The sequence below is a fragment of the Bacillus sp. L_1B0_5 genome, from assembly GCF_000836715.1.
In the GTDB taxonomy this organism is placed as follows: Bacteria; Bacillota; Bacilli; order Bacillales; family Bacillaceae_G; genus Bacillus_A; species Bacillus_A thuringiensis_S.
Genome location: NZ_JXIS01000230.1, coordinates 1 through 2,102, shown reverse-complemented (window position 1 = coordinate 2,102; position 2,102 = coordinate 1). Strand labels below are relative to the sequence as shown.

Genomic DNA, 2,102 nt, shown 5'->3' with positions numbered 1-2,102 from the left:
ATTTATGAGTTTTGCAACACCATCAAAAATATAGAGATAAGTACAGAGAATATGAAAAATACTAGATACATAATTTTAACCAATATAAATTTTGATGTGCAATGAAACGTGTTAAAGAAAAGGAATAAAGACATAAAGTATTGGTGAAGTAAAATTTATAAATAGCAAGACATCTATTGTAAATGGATAGTAAATTGTTACATGACAAAATAGAAACTCGGAAAGAAGAGTTAATTCGGCTTGTTATAAAATATGGACTGAGTCATAAAAAAGTAATTGACTTTAGTCAGGAATTAGACTTTTTGATATATAAGGTATTGAACAAATCACAATCTATAAAAAAAGGTTCTTTTTAAACTAGGATCCCTTGCAGGATATAATTTCAAAGGGCTAATTATTTTGCAACACCCTCTAATCACACATGCCTGCTTGAATCATACTATCAACAGTTCAAAGATTTATAGATTCCTTGAAATTCTCTTGAAGTTTTTGCACTAAAACCTAATTTCTCATAACAAGTTTATTCATCAAAATAATAATATCTAATCTGAGAAACCTCATAAGTTGTAGAAACACTCTCTTTGTGTAACGCAGTATATTCAGTTCCATTAATCAAAGATTTTTTAAATAAAATTAGCCCTGAAGAATCAAGTAACTGTATTAATCCGCCAACTGGGGGCACTTCAACTTCGAAAGTAAAGGTAAACATAAATATCACCTCATTTCTATATAAATATATAATATGTTAAATTATTCGTAGAAAACCTTAATGAAATCTGATTTTTCGCTCAATTCAAAGGTGCGTGAATAGAGAATGATTTGATTCTCTCCATTGTACACGAAATCCCTAAGAATCAAACGATACCGCCCACTACTTTCACTGGCATAAAAATTAATAACTGCAGTATGTCGTGGTGGTATATCAATTGAAACATCAAACGAATACTTCATTCATCTCATCCTCCTTGTTTACTATATTTGTTAAACTTACTTCATACTATGCTATATATTACGCTTTGCAATAAAATAAAGGCCTAATTTAATTATATACCCTTATCAGAAATAAGGTGAATTATTCCTGATAAGGGTATATAATACTGAAAATTCAGAAAATAAATAAGATGTTTTGTGCAAGCATGAAGTGCAGATACATATTTGTCTGTACATAACTAAAACCAGAGGAGAGAAGCTGGTGGATATGCTAAATTTAAACAACAAAGTGATTTTGATGAGAAGAAATGGGTCTTAAAATTTGGAAATTGGTTAAAAGATGTATCAAAAAAGTCAATGGAAACTTATTGGGATAATGGATTTTCCGGTTCCAAACGTTATATTCAACTACGGAAAAATGCTGTTCCAAGAAGAATGGGCTGGTAATGGACAAGATATAAGAGAAGTATGTAAAAAAATGGATATAGAAGAAGAATGTTAGACAAAAAGCGGATATATTTGATTATGCTTTGGAACAAAGGTGAAAATCAAACATGAATCTACATGCATTTTAAAAGGAGATAAATTTACATAGTTGATGAAAGCTATAGAGGATTTTATATTTGTGAAAGTACATTTTAGTAAGTCAATAGAAGCATTGCAAATTAATATGAAAGCAGGTAAACCACACAATTATTTTGACAGTACGTATGCAAGTATTAAAGTAGAGGATACATCAGGTTAGTACATAGCAAATAAATATATAGGAATATATGAAAAAATGATGAATCGAAAATGGCCCCACTAAAAGTAGGCACCTATATTGAACTTTCGCATCTAGATGGTGGCGAGAGTAACATTCGTAAATTTAGATCATAATAAACGCGTAGGCTTTAATAAAAAAGGAATATATGAAGTTACAAGGGATGGCTTGAAGAAAGTAAATTGTTAACCCAAAATCGGACACAGAAGCTCTATACTATTTTATGCAAGCAATATTGCATAAAATAGTATAGAGCTAGAGTGGAATCCTTTTATAGTATAAAGGGATATTAAGCGTTATATAATAGACAATTGATTCAAACTGTACAAGAAACAATGTTTATTGATTAAAACCTTACAGCTAATAAAGAGTCAAAATGTAACTTGAGGGTGTTGCAAAACTAAAATAA

General features: G+C 29.8%; 4 protein-coding genes. 3 read left to right on the top strand and 1 reads right to left on the bottom strand.

Features of this window, described 5'->3' with window-relative positions; all coding sequences use genetic code 11:
* The first annotated feature begins 182 nt into the window (after nucleotides 1-182).
* On the top strand, nucleotides 183-356 hold the full coding sequence (locus RT27_RS34720) for an aspartyl-phosphate phosphatase Spo0E family protein (RefSeq protein ID WP_082045019.1): 174 nt from the start codon (nucleotides 183-185) through the stop codon (nucleotides 354-356).
* Nucleotides 357-520: 164 nt separating this feature from the next.
* Here the strand turns inward: RT27_RS34720 and RT27_RS32060 are convergent, their stop codons facing one another.
* Entirely contained in the window at nucleotides 521-709 is a 189-nt protein-coding gene (locus RT27_RS32060) for a hypothetical protein (protein ID WP_043939459.1), read from the bottom strand.
* 561 nt (nucleotides 710-1,270) lie between these two features.
* Here RT27_RS32060 and RT27_RS36020 point away from each other — a divergent pair.
* Nucleotides 1,271-1,432: a hypothetical protein gene (locus tag RT27_RS36020; protein WP_231577729.1), complete on the top strand. Its 162-nt coding sequence runs from the start codon at nucleotides 1,271-1,273 to the stop codon at nucleotides 1,430-1,432.
* Between the two features lie 96 nt (nucleotides 1,433-1,528).
* A complete protein-coding gene (locus RT27_RS36015; RefSeq protein WP_231583612.1) occupies nucleotides 1,529-1,675 on the top strand; it encodes a putative mucin/carbohydrate-binding domain-containing protein in 147 nt (48 codons plus the stop codon).
* The last annotated feature ends 427 nt before the right edge of the window (nucleotides 1,676-2,102 follow it).

Bases quoted from the DNA above. Each gene is read 5' to 3' on its own strand.
- RT27_RS34720 (WP_082045019.1), top strand. From the start codon at position 183: ATGGATAGTAAATTGTTACATGACAAAATAGAAACTCGGAAAGAAGAG.
- RT27_RS32060 (WP_043939459.1), bottom strand. From the start codon at position 709: ATGTTTACCTTTACTTTCGAAGTTGAAGTGCCCCCAGTTGGCGGATTA.
- RT27_RS36020 (WP_231577729.1), top strand. From the start codon at position 1,271: ATGTATCAAAAAAGTCAATGGAAACTTATTGGGATAATGGATTTTCCG.
- RT27_RS36015 (WP_231583612.1), top strand. From the start codon at position 1,529: ATGAAAGCTATAGAGGATTTTATATTTGTGAAAGTACATTTTAGTAAG.